Here is a 14,555-nt window from a genome sequence, read left to right as displayed (position 1 = left end):
GTCGGCCTTCCCTTCTCCCACAAGGGGAGAAGGGAAGAGCGGAGCCCCTGGCCGCTCAACTGTTCCAAAGCGTGCGGAAAAATCCTAAACCGGTGCGATGTCGAAGCGAATCGCCGGTCCCGAGATCGAACGCCTGATCCAGCTGCTGGCCAAGGTGCCGGGGCTCGGTCCGCGTTCGGCACGCCGCGCCGCGCTCCACCTCATCAAGAAGAAGGAACAGCTGCTGGCGCCGCTCGCCGCCGCCATGGGCGAGGCGGTCGACAAGGTGCGCATCTGCTCGACCTGCGGCAATGTCGATACCTCAGATCCATGCATGATCTGCACCGACCCCCGCCGCGACCCCACTACGCTCATCGTCGTCGAGGACGTGGCCGACCTTTGGGCGCTGGAGCGGGCGACAGCCATGAACGTGCGCTACCATGTGCTCGGCGGTACGCTGTCGCCGCTCGACGGCATTGGTCCTGATGAGCTAAACATCCGTTCGCTGGTCGATCGCGTCGCCGGCGGCGAAGTCAAGGAAGTGATCCTCGCCGTCAACGCCACGGTCGAGGGCCAGACCACCGCGCACTACCTCACCGACCAGCTTTCCGGCTTCGACATCAAGGTGACGCGCCTGGCGCACGGTGTTCCGGTCGGCGGCGAACTCGATTATCTCGACGAAGGCACGCTGGCCGCCGCACTGCGCTCGCGGACGGTGTTTTGAGCACGTTGGGGGAAGGGGTGCTCTTGAGATGATTGCGTTCCGTCGCGCCCCCCTCTGTCCTGCCGGACATCTCCCCCTCCAGGGGGGAGATCGGCAGCCTCGACATCCCCGCCAAGCTTGCGACGTTGAAGATTGGCGAAAACAGACGCGACAGCCAATCTCCCCCCTGGAGGGGGAGATGTCCGGCAGGACAGAGGGGGGCGCGACAGAACGTCGGCTTTGTGGATTGGCGATCTTTCTTGCAGTCCTCTTTGCCTTCCTCCTCGCCACCCCCGCCTCGGCGGCAAAGATCGACGACCAGTTCCGCGCCTGGCTTGGCAACGACCTCTGGCCCGAAGCCAAGGCCAAAGGCATCTCCAGGAAAACCTTCGATGCCGCCTTCGAAGGCGTCAAGCCGAACCTGAAGCTGCCCGACCTGGTGAAGCCGGGCGAGAAGGCGACGACGCCGCAGAAGCAGCATCAGGCCGAGTTCGGTTCGCCGGGCGCCTATTTCGCTGAAAAGATAGTCCGAGCGGTGACCGCCGGCGGCCGCACCCGCGAGGCGACCAACGCTAGGACGCTTGCCGCGATCGAGAAACGCTACGGCGTGCCTGGCGAAGTGCTGCTGGCGATCTGGGGCCGCGAGAGCGGCTTCGGCGCGGCGAAGATGCCTTATGACGCCTTCGAGGTGCTGGGCACCAAGGCGTTCATGTCGACCAAGAAGGAATTCTTCCGCACCGAGCTCTTGGCTGCGCTCGAGATCGTCGAGCGCGGGCTTGCCCCGGTCGGCGCGATGAAATCGTCTTGGGCAGGCGCGCTTGGCCAGCCGCAGTTCATGCCGACATCGTTCCTCAAGCATGCCGTCGATTTCGACGGCGACGGCCGCACCGACATCTGGAATTCGACGCCCGATATACTGGCATCGATCGCCAATTATCTCGTCCATTATGGCTGGGTCAGGGGCCGCGGCTGGGGCTTCGAGGTGACTGTGCCGGACAGCGTCTCGTGCTCGCTCGAAGGTCCGGACCAGGGCAAGAAGATTTCCCAATGGGCTGATATGGGCATCAGGCGTGTGTCGGGTAAACCGTTCCCGGCGAGCGAACTGAAAGCCGAGGGCTTTCTTTTGATGCCGGCCGGGCGTAGCGGCCCGGCCTTCATCGTCACCCCCAATTTCTATGTGCTGAAGCAGTATAACACCAGCGATCTCTATGCCCTGTTCATCGGCCATGGCGCCGATCGCATCGCCCATGGCGACAGCAATTTCTCGGGCAATTGGGGCGCGGTCGGCGGGCTCTACCGCTCCGACATCGCCGCCCTGCAGCGGGCGCTGGAAGCTAAGGGCTACGATGTCGGCAGCGCCGACGGCCTGCCTGGCTTCAAGACGCGCCGCTCGATCGGCAAATGGCAGGCCAGCAACGGCCGTTCCGCTACCTGCTTTCCCGACGCCGACCTGGTTACCGCGCTGAAATAGCCGGATTTTCGCACCGCCGGTCTGGCCCAATCGACCGTTCTGCAAATGCTCGTTGCCGCGCTCGAAACCGCCGGATATGGTGAACCGGAACCGCACAAAAAATTGCCAAGACAACGGTCCGGGGATCACCGTTCGACGCGGCAAGAAATGCCACAACCCTGAGCCGGGAACTCAGGTCAACAAAAACAGGGAACAGTTAAAATGATGATGGAAAAGTTTGCTCTACGCTCCCGCTTCTTGCTCGCGGGCGCGGCCATGTCCGCGCTGCTTCTGGCCGGTGCGCCTGCCTTCGCGGTCACGCCCGCCGACACGCTGGTCGAGGGTTTCGCCATCGACGACATCATCACCATGGATCCGGGCGAAGCATTCGAATTGTCGACCGCAGAGGTCACCGGCAACACCTATGATCTTCTGGTACGCCTCGACCTCAGCGACACATCCAAGGTCAAGGGCGATCTCGCCGAAAGCTGGAGCGTCTCCGACGACGGCCTGACCTACACATTCAAGCTCAAGCCCGGCCTCAAATTCGCCTCCGGCAATCCGATCACGGCGGCCGACGTCGCCTATTCGTTCGAGCGCGCCATCAAGCTCGACAAGAGCCCGGCCTTTATTATCGGCCAGTTCGGTATCGATGGCGGCAACGTCACCGAGAAGGCCAAGGCCGTTGATGACACGACGTTCCAGTTCACCGTCGACAAGGCCTATGCGCCGAGCTTCGTCTTGAACTGCCTTTCGGCGACCGTCGCTTCGGTCGTCGACGCCAAGCTGGTCAAGGAGCATGTCGCTGCGGTCACCCCGAGCGCCGACTACAAATGGGACAATGATTTCGGCAACGCCTGGCTGAAGACCGGCTATGCCGGCTCCGGTGCCTTCAAAATGCGCGAATGGCGGGCCAACGAGGCCGTCGTCCTTGAGCGCAACGACAATTACTACGGCGAAAAAGCCAAGCTTGCCCGCGTTATCTATCGCAACATGAAGGAAAGCTCGGGCCAGCGCCTGGCGCTCGAAGCCGGCGATATCGACGTCGCCCGCAATCTCGAGCCGAACGACCTCGATGCCATCGCCAAGAATGCCGACCTCACCACCACCAGCGCGCCGAAGGGCACGGTCTATTACATCAGCCTCAACCAGAAGAACCCGAACCTCGCCAAGCCCGAGGTTCGCCAGGCTTTCAAATATCTGGTCGACTACGACGCCTTGAGCACGACCATCCTCAAGGGCATCGGCGAGATCCACCAGACCTTCCTGCCCAAGGGCGTGCTCGGCGAACTGGACGAGAACCCGTTCAAGTTCGACGTCGCCAAGGCCAAGGAACTGCTCGCCAAGGCCGGCCTCGCCGACGGCTTCAGCGTCACCATGGACGTGCGTACCGGGCAGCCGACGACGGGCATGGCGGAATCGATCCAGCAGACGCTGGGACAGGCCGGCATCAAGCTGGAGATCATCCCCGGCGACGGCAAGCAGACGCTGACCAAATACCGCGCCCGCAACCACGACATCTATATCGGCCAGTGGGGCCAGGACTATTTCGATCCGAACTCCAACGCCCAGACCTTCGCCAGCAACCCCGACAATTCGGATGAAGGCAAGACCAAGACGCTGGCCTGGCGCAACGCCTGGGACATCCCGGACTTGACCAAGCAGACCGAAGCCGCCCTGCTCGAGAAGGACGCGGCCAAGCGCGCCGCAATGTACCAGGATCTCGAGAAGAAGATCCTCGATACCAGCCCCTTCGTCATCATCCACCAGCAGCTGGAAGTGGCCGGCCTGCGCAAGAACCTCAAGGGTTTTGCGCTCGGCCCGAGCTTCGACACCAACTTCGTCGGCCCCGTCTCGAAAGAGTGATGCCGGGGAGTGACGCCGGCGGACGCGCCGTATGAGTGTGGCTGAAAGCGAGGTGACGGCAGGGCGCGGCGGCGCCCGCGCCGTTGCCGTGGCCTCATCTATCGCCCGGTTCCTGGTCATCGCGATAACGACCTATCTCGGTCTGCTCGCGGTGACCTTCTTCATCGGCCGCGTGATCCCGATCGACCCGGTGTTGGCGGTGCTCGGCGACCGGGCGCCGGCCAACGTCGTCGAACGAACGCGCCGCGAGATGGGCCTCGACCTGCCGCTGGTCGAGCAGTTCTACATCTATGTCAAACATGCCCTGAACGGTGATTTCGGCACCTCGGTGCTGACCACCAATCCGGTGATGACCGATATCCGCCGCGCCTTTCCGGCGACGCTCGAACTGGCGACGTTGGGAACATTGATCGGTTCGGTGATCGGCGTGCCGCTTGGCGTGCTGGCCGCCGTGCGGCGCGGCAGCGTCATCGACCAGATCGTGCGCATCATCGGCCTTGTCGGCTATTCCGTGCCGATCTTCTGGCTGGGGCTGCTGGCGCTGGTGCTGTTCTACGCCAAGCTGCAATGGGTCGCCTTTCCCGGCCGGCTCGACGTCGTCTACGAATACACCTTCACGCCGATTACCGGCTTTTACCTGCTGGATGCGCTCTGGCAGCGGCAGTGGGATGTATTTGCCGATGCCTTCCGCCACATCATCCTGCCGGCTTCGCTACTCGGCTATTTCTCGCTCGCCTACATCAGCCGCATGACGCGCTCGTTCATGCTGAACGAACTCACCCAGGAATACATCGTCGCAGCGCGCGCCAAGGGCCTGTCGGAAACGCGCATCATCTGGGGTCACGCGCTGCGCAACGCCGCGGTGCCGATGGTCACGGTGATCGCTCTGTCCTATGCCGGGCTGCTCGAAGGCTCGGTGCTGACCGAGACAGTGTTTTCGTGGCCGGGCATCGGCCTCTACATCACCAACTCGCTGCAGAACGCCGACATGAATGCCGTGCTTGGCGGCACGATCATCATCGGCTCGGTCTTCATCGCCATCAATCTATTCTCCGACCTGCTCTACCGGCTGCTCGATCCAAGGACCAAGGCAGGATGAGGACCAAGGCAGGATGAGCACGGAAGCGATTCAAACCCGCCGCGACTGGCTGCTCAGCGAGCGGCCGGCGTCGCGCGTGCAGGCGAGGCTCGGCCGCGCCTATGTGGCGTGGCGGCGCTTTTCCGCCAACCGGCTGGCGTTTGCCGGCCTGCTCATCATCGTCGCCCTGCTGGTGGTCGCGGCATTCGCCGATGTGCTGGCGCCCTATTCGCCGACATTCGGCGACCTCAAGGGCTCGCGGCTGCTGGCGCCGAGTGCGGCGCACTGGTTCGGCACCGACGATCTCGGCCGCGATATCTATTCGCGCATCATCTTCGGCTCGCGCTGGACACTCTACGTCGTCATTCTGGTTGCCATTATCGCCGCGCCGATCGGCTTGCTGGTCGGCACCGTCGCCGGTTACGCCGGCGGCTGGACCGATGCGATCCTGATGCGCATCACCGACATCTTCCTCGCCTTTCCGAAGCTGATCCTGGCGCTGGCCTTTGTCGCGGCGCTCGGCCCCGGCATCGAAAATGCCGTGCTTGCCATCGCCATCACCTCGTGGCCGCCCTATGCGCGCATTGCCCGCGCCGAAACGCTGACGGTGCGCAATTCCGATTATATCAAGGCGGTGCAATTGATGGGCGCCTCGCCGTTTCGCATCGTGCTTCGCCACATCATGCCGCTGTGCATCTCCTCGCTGATCATCAGGGTGACGCTCGACATGGCCGGCATCATCCTGACCGCGGCCGGCCTCGGCTTCCTCGGCCTCGGCGCGCAGCCGCCGCTGCCCGAATGGGGCGCGATGATCGCGTCGGGCCGCCGCTTCGTGCTCGACCAGTGGTGGGTGGCGGGTGCTCCGGGCTTTGCCATCCTCATCGTCAGCCTCGGCTTCAACCTGCTCGGCGACGGACTGCGCGACGCGCTCGATCCCCGAAGTGGCGACCAATGAGTGGCGACCAATGAGCACGCTTCTCGAAGTCAACGACCTGCGCGTTACCTTCCCGACGCGCACCGGCCTGATCGAGGCGGTGCGCGGCGTCTCCTTCTCGCTCGGCCGCGAGCGGCTCGGCATTGTTGGCGAGAGCGGTTCGGGCAAGTCGCAGACCGGCCGCGCCATCATGGGCGTCACCCCGCCGCAGGCCGAGGTGACCGCGAAGACGCTCGCTTTTGACGGCATCGACCTGCTGGCCGCCCCGCCGCGCGAGCGCCGCGCGCTGCGCGGCAAGCGTATCGCCATGATCCTGCAGGATCCGAAATATTCGCTCGACCCGGTGATGAGCATCGGCCGCCAGATCGTCGAGACGCTGCGCACGCATGAGAAAGTCTCCAAGGCCGAAGCCCGCGACCGCGCGCTGGCCATGCTGGAGGCTGTGCAGATCCGCGATCCGGCCCGTGTCTTCGACCTGCATCCGCACGAGGTTTCCGGCGGCATGGGCCAGCGCGCCATGATCGCCATGATGCTGATCGCCGGGCCGGAAATGATGATCGCCGACGAGCCGACCTCGGCACTCGACGTCACTGTCCAGCTCGACGTGCTCGGCATCCTCGACCGGCTGGTCAGCGAGCGCGGCATGGGGCTGATCTTCATCTCGCACGATCTGCGCCTGGTCTCGTCCTTCTGTGATCGTGTGATCGTCATGTATGCCGGCAAGGTGGTCGAACAGCTCAAAGCCTCGGAGCTCGGCCGCGCCCAGCATCCCTATACGCGCGGCCTGCTCAACTGCATGCCCAAGATCGGCGCCGACCGTCACCCGCTGCCGGTGCTCGACCGCAAGCCGGAGTGGGCAGCATGACGGCAGCCCTTTCCGTCGACAGGCTGGAGGTGGTCTTCGACCGCTTCCGCGCGTTGAAAGGCGTCAGCCTCGAGGTCGAATCCGGTGAATCCTTCGGCCTGGTCGGCGAGTCCGGCTCCGGCAAGTCGACGTTGCTCAGGGCAATCGCCGGCCTGGCGCCGGCCGCATCAGGCACCATCGCGGTCAACGGCAAAATGCTCGGCGCGCGTCGCGACAAGGCGTTCTACCGCGAGGTGCAGATGGTCTTCCAGGACCCGTACGGTTCGCTGCACCCGCGCCAGACCGTCGACCGCCTGCTTCAGGAGCCGCTCGCCATTCACGGCTTCGCCGACGGCGAAAAGCGCATCCAGCGGGCACTCGACGAGGTCGGCCTCGGCACCGGGTTCCGTTTTCGCTATTCGCATCAATTGTCCGGCGGTCAGCGCCAGCGCGTGGCGATCGCCCGCGCCCTGATTCTGGAACCGTCGATCCTGCTGCTCGACGAGCCGACCTCGGCGCTCGACGCTTCGGTGCAGGCGGAGGTGCTGAACCTGCTGGAAGAGATCAGGCGCCGCCGCAAGCTGACCTTCCTGATGGTCAGCCACGACCTAGCCATCATCACCCACATGTGCGAACGGCTGATGGTGATGCAGAACGGCGAGGCGATGGAGAATCTGACCGCGGACGATCTTGTCGAACGCCGTGTCACCAAGGATTATACGCGCAATTTGCTGAGGGCCAGCGAGGGGTTCGTGAGGACGTAGTTTAACATTCCAGGTCGCGCTCTGTCGCGCCCCCCTCTGTCCGGCAGGACAGAGGGGGGCGCGAAGGAACTCAACTTCCGCCTTAGGCCCCGCTACCCTCCACAATGGCACTGCTATCTCCCGCCTCACCCTCCTGCCGCCTCTTTCGGCTCCTTGATCCGAAACCACGTCACATAGAGCGCTGGCAGGAACAGCAGTGTGATCGCCGTGCCGGCGATGATGCCGCCCATCATGGCATAGGCCATCGGCCCCCAGAACACTTCGCGTGCGATCGGGATCAGCGCCAGGCTCGCGGCCGCCGCCGTCAGCGCGATCGGCCGCATGCGATGCTCGGTCGCCTCGATGACGGCGGCCCAGCGGTCCTTGCCCACGTTCACAAGATCCTCGATCTGGACGATCAGGATGACAGAATTGCGGATCAGGATGCCGATCAGCGCCAGCACGCCGAGGATGGCAACGAAGCCGAGCGGTGCCCCGCTCGGCACCAGCGCGGCCACCACGCCGATCAGGCCGAGCGGCGCCACCGCCACGACCAGGAACAGGCGCTGGAAGCTCTGCAACTGCACCATCAGGATGGTCGCCATGATGAACAGCATCAGCGGCACCACGGCGGCTATCGGTCCCTGACTGTTGGCGCTTTCCTCGACCGAGCCGGCGGTGGCGATCGAATAGCCCGGTGGCAATTTGGCGATGAAGGCGTCGACCGACGGTTTCACCTCGTTGACCACGGTGGCGGGCAGCACGTCGCCGACCAGCCCGGCGCGCACGGTGATGGTCGGGATGCGGTCGCGGCGCCACACTGTCGGCTGTTCGAGCTCGTAGCGGAAGTTCGCCACAGCGGCCAGCGGGATCGCCTCGCCGGTTCCGGTTGGCAATTGCATGTTCTGCAGTGTGCCGATCGAACCCCGTTCGGCCTCGCGCGAACGGGCCACCACATTGATCAGATAGGTCGCGTCTCGCACCTGGGTGATGGTGGAGCCGCCGACCGTGCTGTTCAGCGCGCTGGCGATGTCCGAAGAAGTGATGCCGAGTTGCCGTGCCTTGTCCTGCAGCACGTCGACCCTCAGCACGCGCTCGGGCTCGTTCCAGTCGAAAGTGGGTGCGGCCAGCTGCGGATTGGCGGAAATGATGCCGGCGAATTCCTGCGCCAGTGTCCGTACCGTCTGGACGTCAGGACCGCCGACGCGGTACTGCACCGGCCGCCCGACCGGCGGCCCGAGTTCGAGCGGCTTGACGAAGGCGTCGGTGCCGACGAACTCGTCGCGCAGCAGCTTTTCGAGCGCCGGCTTGACCCGATTGCGCGCCTCGATGCTCTTGGTGACGATGACGGTCTGGCCGAAATAGGGATTGGCCGGTTGCACGTCATAGGCCAGCACGAAGCGAACCGCGCCCTGGCCGATATAGGAGCTGAAGTGGTCGATATCGGGATTGCCGACCAGCGCCCGCTGTTCGAACCGCTCCATCTGGTCCCGGGTCTCGGCAATTGAGGAGTTCTGCGGCAGATTCCAGTCGACGATCAGTTCGGGACGGTCGGATGGTGGAAAGAACTGCTGCTGGACGAGGCCAAAGCCGCCGAGCGACGCCGCGAACAACAGCACCGTGGCGATGATGGTCAGCCAGTGATGGCGCACCGATCCGACGAGGACGCGCCGGAACAGCGCGGTGAAGCGGCCGGGCTTTTCATGGTGCTGCTTCATCGTCGCCGGCAGGATGGTGACGCCGAGCAGCGGCGCAAACAGCACCGCGACGATCCATGACACCAGGAGCGACACGGCGATGACGACGAACAGCGTGAAAGTGTATTCGCCGGCGGCGCTGTTGTTGAGGCCGATCGGGATGAAGCCCGCGACCGTCACCAGCGTGCCGGTCAGCATCGGAAAGGCGGTCGAGGTATAGACATATGTCGCCGCCTTGCGCAGATTGTCACCGACCTCCAGCCGAGCCACCATCATCTCCACCGCGATCATGGCGTCATCGACCAGAAGGCCGAGCGAGATGATCAGCGCGCCGAGCGAAATGCGCTGCAGCGATATGCCGAGATAGGCCATGACCGTGAAGGTGATGGCCAGCACCAGCGGGATCGACAGCGCCACCACGAAGCCGGCGCGCATGCCGAGGCTGATGAAGGACACGGCAAGCACGATGGCGACCGCCTCGAACAGGGCGCGCGTGAAACCGGAAACCGCCTCCTCGACGATGACAGGCTGGTCGGCGACCAGATGCACGCCGACGCCGACCGGCAGGTCGGCCAGCACCTTGTTCATCTCCTCGTGCAGGGCCTCGCCGAACTCCAGCAGATTGGCGTTGGGCTTCATGCCGATGGCAAGGCCGATCGCGTCCTGCCCGTTGAAGCGGAACAAGGCCGTCGGCGGGTCGACATAGCCGCGCGAAATCGTCGCCACGTCGCTCAGCCGGAAGAAGCGATCGTTGACGCGCAAATTGATGGCGCGAAGGCTCTCTTCCGAGGTGAACTGGCCGCCGACGCGCACGCTGATGCGCTCCGGCCCGGACTGAATGACGCCGGAAGGCGTGATTGCGTTCTGGGCCTGCAGGCTGGCCACGATCGCTTGCTGGTTGAGGCCTAATGCCGCGATCTGGCGGGTCGAGAATTCGAGGTAGATCGCTTCGTCCTGGGCACCGACCAGATCGACCTTGCCGGCGTTCGGCACGGTCAGGATCTTTGTCCTGACATCCTCGACATAGTCGCGCAACTGACGCGGGGTCAGCCCGTCGGCGGTGAAGGCATAGATGTTGCCGTAGACGTCGCCGAAGCGGTCGTTGAAGAATGGTCCCTGCACGCCTTGCGGAAACTGCGCCCAGATGTCGTTGACCATGTTGCGCACCTGCAGCCAGGTCGGCACGACGTCGCGCGCCTTGGTCGTCGGCTTCAGGTTGACGAAGATGACGGTCTTGCCGGCAGAGGTGACGGATTTGGTATAGTCGAGACTGTCGAGCTCTTCGAGCTTCTTCTCGATGCGATCGGTCACTTGCCGCACCGTCTCGTTGACCGATGCGCCCGGCCAGTTGGCCTGGATGACCATGGTCTTGATGGTGAAGGCGGGGTCTTCCTCGCGGCCGAGATTGAGATAGGCAAAGACGCCGGCCACGACGAAGACCAGCATGAAATACCACACCAACGAGCGATGGCTCAGCGCCCAGTCGGAGAGGTTGAAGCCTTTCATATGGCCTCTCCCTCAGAGATCTTGACCTTCTGTCCCTCGGTCAGGCTGTGGACGCCGGCGGTGACGACGCGCATGCCTGCATTGAGGCCCTCGGCGACGGTGAAAGTGGCGGCACCCTTGGCGGCAATTTTGATGTCGCGGGCACTCACGCTCGACGTCTGCTGGTCGACGATCCAGACCTTTTCTCTGCCGTTCTTCTCCAGTAGCGCCGACAGCGGCAACTCGATCGTCGGCGTGATCTTGGCAATGCGGGTCGCCGTCACCGTCGAACCAAGCCTGAATGCCGGCGGCGGATCGATGAGCGTCAGCCGGACGCGGCGCGTGCGGGTCGAACCTTCGGCCTGCGGGGCGATCTCGCGCAGCTTGGCGTCGCTGCGTATCGTCGGCCGCGATTGCAGGATGATCTGGAAGGGCGTGCCGAAGGCGAGATCGCCGGTCAACTGGTCGGGAATGTCGACGACTGCTTCGCGTGGATCAGAGCGCGCCACCGTGACGACGGTCTGGCCGGGCGAGACCGTCTGGCCGACCTCGGCGCCGACGGCGGTGACAACGCCATCGAAGTCCGAGAACAACCTGGTATAGCCAAGCTGTTCCTGCGATTTGGCCAGCGCCGCATTGGCCCGCTCGACACCGGCCGCGGCGGCCTGCCTGGCTTGCCGCGCGGCGTCGAAGACGGCCTGCGAGGTGTTAGCGGCGACAAGCAACTGGCGCTGGCGCTCCTCGCTGGCGGCGGCATTGGCAAATTGCGCCTGCGCGTTGGAGAGTTCTGCCTTCGCCGCCTGCACGGCAAGCTCCAGCGCCGTCGGATCGAGCGCCGCGATCGTCGTGCCCCTGGTGACGATATCGCCGACCCTGACATCGCGGACGACGACCCGGCCAAGCAGGCGGAAGGCAAGGTCGGCGCTGAACTGCGGTTCGACAGATCCGGCGAATCCGAAGGTCTCTACGGTGCGGGGCTCGACCACCACCGACAGCACAGGCCGGATGATCTCGGGCGGCTTCTCTTCCGATTGCGAGCAGGCGCCGAGCACGAGCCCAAACAGGGCAGGAACAAGCGGGGCAGGGCTGCGCAGGAGCCGGTTCATTGCTCCGCTCCCGCTATCTCGACGGTCTGGCCGGGGCTGAGCAACTGGCCGCCGGCGGTGACGACGGTTTGGCCTGCCTCGAGCCCCTTGTCGATGATGACCGAGCCGGATCCGAAGGCCAGCACCTCCACCTGTCTCGCTGCCACCGCCTTGGTCGCTTGATCGACGACCCAGACGGCCGGCTTGCCCGCGCTCGAGGTCAATGCCTGCCACGGCACGATGACGGCCTTCGACGGCTGGGCGCTGACCGAGCCGATGACGGCCGCGCCGAGCGGCATGCCCGCGGGCGTGTCGGGAATGGCGACCTTGACCCGGATCGAGCCTGAAGCCGGATCGACCGCCGGCGAGATTTCACGCACCTTGCCCATCGCCTTGATCTGCGGATCCGACAACAGCGTGATTGTCACCGCGGGTGCTGCCGGCGTCTTTGCTACCATCGTTTCCTCTACGTTGAAGACCGCATCGCGGTCGCCATCCTCGGCAAGGGTGAAGACGGTCTGCGCCGCCTGCACCACCTGCCCGGCTTCGACCTGGCGCACTGTGATCACGCCTGCCGCACCCGCCTTGAGTTCGGTGAAGGAAAGGTCCTCTTTAGCATTGGCGAGCGAGCTCTGAGCGGCATCGACGCTGCCTCGCGCCACCTTCGACGCCTGTTCGGCCGCATCATAGTCGCGCCTCGTGGTGTAGCCCTGGGCAAGCAGTGTCTTTTGCCGTTCGAAGGCGGCGGCGGCCTGGGTCAATTGCGCCTGCGCGGCGTCGAGATCAGCCTGCGCCGAGCGCAAGTCGAATTCCTGTTCCTGCGGATCGATGCGGGCGAGCACGGTACCTTGATCGACATGCTGCCCGACGTCGACAAGCCGTTCGGCGACGCGGCCGCCGACCCGGAACGAAAGATTGTTTAGCGTGCGCGCCGCGATCACACCGGTGAGCGAAGTCCTTGGCGCATAGTTGGCGATCGCCACGGTCTCGGTGAGGACCATCACAGGCAGTTTCTTCGCGGCGGCCTCCTGCTTCTGGCAACCGGCCAAAAGCAAAGGCAGCATTGCCATTGCGCAGGCTAGAATTGTGGAGGCAGGAAAAGACAAATGGGTTTTGACCGGCGGCGGCGAGACGGACGATGTCGCGTTCCTGCTCATAGCTCCCTCAACCGCGCGGACCGCCCCCTGTAGCAAGACGGCGCGGACAATGGCGAGGATAATTGATCCCCGCAAAAAGGAAACCTCTTCTCGTACGCGTATAGGCGGTTGGGTAAGCTGGCCAGTTAACGCATCGGCGACAGGCCCAATCACCCGCCGCCAGTGCCAACTTGAGGAAAACCTGAAATAAGCCCAGAAGAGTCTCAACAGCCATCAAACGAGAGCGGGCGCCGGCCCGGTGAGGGATACGATGACAAATTCAGCCATTTCCGAACGCAAGAGCCAGTCGATTTCGCGCGGCGTCGGCATGACCACTCAGATCTATGCCGATCGCGCCGAAAACTCGGAGATCTGGGATGTGGAAGGCCGCCGCTACATCGATTTCTCGTCCGGCATCGCCGTCGTCAACACCGGTCACCGTCACCCCAGGGTGATCGAAGCGGTCAAGGCGCAGCTCGACCGCTTCACCCACACCTGCTATCAGGTCGTGCCCTATGAGAGCTATATCAGGCTGGCCGAACGGCTGAACGGCATGCTGCCCGGCAAGTTCGACAAGAAGACGATTTTTGTCACCACCGGCGCCGAAGCGGTCGAGAACGCGATCAAGATTGCGCGCAACGCCACCGGCCGGCCGGCGGTCATCGCTTTTTCCGGCGGCTTCCACGGACGCACCTTCATGGGCATGGCGCTGACCGGCAAGGTCGTGCCTTACAAGGTCGGCTTCGGCGCCATGCCGGCGGATGTCTTCCATGCGCCGTTCCCGGTTCCGCTGCACGGCGTGTCGGTCGCCGATTCGCTGGCTGCGCTCGACCGGCTGTTCAAGGCCGATGTCGATCCGGCCCGCGTCGCCGCGATCATCGTCGAGCCGGTGCAGGGCGAGGGCGGCTTCTACGAGGCGCCGCGCGATTTCATGACCGCATTGCGCAAGATCTGCGATCAGCACGGCATGCTGCTGATCGCCGACGAGGTGCAGACCGGCTTTGCCCGCACCGGCAAGATGTTCGCCATGGATCACCACGAGGTGGCGGCCGACATCACCACCATGGCCAAGAGCCTGGCCGGCGGCTTCCCGTTGGCGGCGGTCACCGGGCGCGCCGATGTCATGGATGCGCCGAACCCCGGCGGGCTCGGCGGCACCTATGGCGGCAGCCCGATCGGCGTCGCCGCGGCGCATGCCGTGCTCGACGTCATCGACGAGGAGAAGCTCTGCGACCGGGCCAACACGCTGGGCAACCGTCTGAAGCAGCGCCTGCAAGCGATCCGCGACGAAGCCCCGGAAATCGTCGATATCAGAGGCCCCGGCTTCATGAACGCGGTCGAGTTCAACGATGTGGCGAAGGGGCTGCCGTCGCCGGAACTCGCCAATGCGGTCCGGCTGAAGGCGCTCGACAAGGGCCTGATCCTGCTCACCTGCGGCGTCTACGGCAACGTCATCCGCTTCCTCGCGCCGATCACCATCCAGGACGGAGTCATGAACGAGGCGCTCGACATCCTGGAAAGTTCGATCCGCGAGGCCCGCGCTGCCTGAGCGATA

The 14,555-nt window shown here is 64.4% G+C and carries 11 protein-coding genes; 8 read left to right on the top strand and 3 right to left on the bottom strand.

From position 1 onward, the window contains the following. Window positions 1-97 precede the first annotated feature (97 nt). The 7 genes from recR (at window position 98) to NKI17_RS03065 (ending at window position 7,618) form a co-directional block, all read left to right on the top strand. Window positions 98-703 (top strand): recombination mediator RecR, encoded by a 606-nt coding sequence (gene recR, locus NKI17_RS03095; RefSeq protein ID WP_352448580.1) that lies wholly within the window; start codon window positions 98-100, stop codon window positions 701-703. 178 nt (window positions 704-881) lie between these two features. Next, the gene (locus NKI17_RS03090; RefSeq protein ID WP_352703401.1) at window positions 882-2,153 is read left to right on the top strand and encodes a lytic murein transglycosylase; all 1,272 of its coding nucleotides are present in this window, start codon (window positions 882-884) and stop codon (window positions 2,151-2,153) included. Window positions 2,154-2,354: 201 nt separating this feature from the next. Next, window positions 2,355-3,998 carry an ABC transporter substrate-binding protein gene (locus NKI17_RS03085; RefSeq protein WP_352905384.1) on the top strand — a complete coding sequence of 548 codons (1,644 nt, stop codon included), beginning with the start codon at window positions 2,355-2,357 and terminating at the stop codon, window positions 3,996-3,998. A gap of 31 nt (window positions 3,999-4,029) precedes the next feature. Next, a complete protein-coding gene (locus NKI17_RS03080) occupies window positions 4,030-5,097 on the top strand; it encodes an ABC transporter permease (RefSeq protein WP_023676874.1) in 1,068 nt (355 codons plus the stop codon). Window positions 5,098-5,110: 13 nt separating this feature from the next. Beyond that, on the top strand, window positions 5,111-6,031 hold the full coding sequence (gene nikC / locus NKI17_RS03075; RefSeq protein WP_352448584.1) for a nickel transporter permease: 921 nt from the start codon (window positions 5,111-5,113) through the stop codon (window positions 6,029-6,031). A gap of 10 nt (window positions 6,032-6,041) precedes the next feature. After that, window positions 6,042-6,875: an ABC transporter ATP-binding protein gene (locus tag NKI17_RS03070; RefSeq protein WP_352698168.1), complete on the top strand. Its 834-nt coding sequence runs from the start codon at window positions 6,042-6,044 to the stop codon at window positions 6,873-6,875. Next, on the top strand, window positions 6,872-7,618 hold the full coding sequence (locus tag NKI17_RS03065) for an ABC transporter ATP-binding protein (RefSeq protein WP_352698166.1): 747 nt from the start codon (window positions 6,872-6,874) through the stop codon (window positions 7,616-7,618). Before NKI17_RS03070 ends, NKI17_RS03065 begins: the two co-directional genes overlap by 4 nt. Before the next feature lie 125 nt (window positions 7,619-7,743). On the opposite strand, the gene NKI17_RS03060 is transcribed toward NKI17_RS03065, so the two are convergent. The 3 genes from NKI17_RS03060 to NKI17_RS03050 are packed head-to-tail and all read right to left on the bottom strand — an operon-like array spanning window position 7,744 to window position 12,865. Then, window positions 7,744-10,800, bottom strand: coding sequence for an efflux RND transporter permease subunit (locus tag NKI17_RS03060; protein ID WP_352577511.1), 3,057 nt, complete (start codon window positions 10,798-10,800; stop codon window positions 7,744-7,746). Then, on the bottom strand, window positions 10,797-11,885 hold the full coding sequence (locus NKI17_RS03055) for an efflux RND transporter periplasmic adaptor subunit (protein ID WP_352905383.1): 1,089 nt from the start codon (window positions 11,883-11,885) through the stop codon (window positions 10,797-10,799). Before NKI17_RS03055 ends, NKI17_RS03060 begins: the two co-directional genes overlap by 4 nt. Then, complete coding sequence (locus tag NKI17_RS03050) at window positions 11,882-12,865, bottom strand: efflux RND transporter periplasmic adaptor subunit (protein WP_352905436.1); 984 nt, start codon at window positions 12,863-12,865, stop codon at window positions 11,882-11,884. The genes NKI17_RS03055 and NKI17_RS03050 overlap by 4 nt, the downstream gene beginning before the upstream one ends. 406 nt (window positions 12,866-13,271) lie before the next feature. Between NKI17_RS03050 and NKI17_RS03045 the strand changes: the two genes are divergently transcribed. Next, complete coding sequence (locus NKI17_RS03045) at window positions 13,272-14,549, top strand: 4-aminobutyrate--2-oxoglutarate transaminase (protein WP_352576922.1); 1,278 nt, start codon at window positions 13,272-13,274, stop codon at window positions 14,547-14,549. The last annotated feature ends 6 nt before the right edge of the window (window positions 14,550-14,555 follow it).

Origin of the sequence: Mesorhizobium sp. M0816, assembly GCF_040320005.1 — a bacterium.
Classification (GTDB): domain Bacteria; phylum Pseudomonadota; class Alphaproteobacteria; order Rhizobiales; family Rhizobiaceae; genus Mesorhizobium.
Note: the sequence above shows the minus strand (reverse complement) of the source record. Positions and strands in the feature narration are given on the sequence as shown.

Bases quoted from the DNA above. Each gene is read 5' to 3' on its own strand.
- recR (WP_352448580.1), top strand. From the start codon at position 98: ATGTCGAAGCGAATCGCCGGTCCCGAGATCGAACGCCTGATCCAGCTG.
- NKI17_RS03090 (WP_352703401.1), top strand. From the start codon at position 882: ATGTCCGGCAGGACAGAGGGGGGCGCGACAGAACGTCGGCTTTGTGGA.
- NKI17_RS03085 (WP_352905384.1), top strand. From the start codon at position 2,355: ATGATGATGGAAAAGTTTGCTCTACGCTCCCGCTTCTTGCTCGCGGGC.
- NKI17_RS03080 (WP_023676874.1), top strand. From the start codon at position 4,030: ATGAGTGTGGCTGAAAGCGAGGTGACGGCAGGGCGCGGCGGCGCCCGC.
- nikC (WP_352448584.1), top strand. From the start codon at position 5,111: ATGAGCACGGAAGCGATTCAAACCCGCCGCGACTGGCTGCTCAGCGAG.
- NKI17_RS03070 (WP_352698168.1), top strand. From the start codon at position 6,042: ATGAGCACGCTTCTCGAAGTCAACGACCTGCGCGTTACCTTCCCGACG.
- NKI17_RS03065 (WP_352698166.1), top strand. From the start codon at position 6,872: ATGACGGCAGCCCTTTCCGTCGACAGGCTGGAGGTGGTCTTCGACCGC.
- NKI17_RS03060 (WP_352577511.1), bottom strand. From the start codon at position 10,800: ATGAAAGGCTTCAACCTCTCCGACTGGGCGCTGAGCCATCGCTCGTTG.
- NKI17_RS03055 (WP_352905383.1), bottom strand. From the start codon at position 11,885: ATGAACCGGCTCCTGCGCAGCCCTGCCCCGCTTGTTCCTGCCCTGTTT.
- NKI17_RS03050 (WP_352905436.1), bottom strand. From the start codon at position 12,865: ATGGTCCTCACCGAGACCGTGGCGATCGCCAACTATGCGCCAAGGACT.
- NKI17_RS03045 (WP_352576922.1), top strand. From the start codon at position 13,272: ATGACAAATTCAGCCATTTCCGAACGCAAGAGCCAGTCGATTTCGCGC.